Annotated in this window: 1 protein-coding gene; it reads left to right on the top strand. The window is 66.5% G+C overall.

The annotated features are described in order from the left end of the window. On the top strand, window positions 1-230 hold a 230-nt coding region (locus tag SB764_RS45085; protein WP_410867445.1), incomplete at both ends, for an FAD-binding protein.

The following is a 230-nucleotide window of genomic DNA, read 5'->3' as shown; positions in this document are numbered from 1 at the left end:
CGCCCGTTTGGCGGCCACACCGCCAACTACGGCGAAAAGCCGGTGCAGCGCGCCTGCGCGGCCGCGGACCGTACCGGCCACGCGCTGCTGCACACGCTGTATCAGCAGAACGTCGCCGCGAAGACCACGTTCTTCGTCGAATGGATGGCGCTGGATCTGATCCGCGACGCCGAAGGCGACGTGCTGGGCGTGACCGCGCTCGAAATGGAAACGGGCGACGTCTACATTCT

Source organism: Paraburkholderia sp. SIMBA_027 (assembly GCF_046535315.1).
GTDB classification, from domain to species: Bacteria; Pseudomonadota; Gammaproteobacteria; order Burkholderiales; family Burkholderiaceae; genus Paraburkholderia; species Paraburkholderia tropica.
This window is presented reverse-complemented; position numbering and strand designations above follow the sequence as displayed.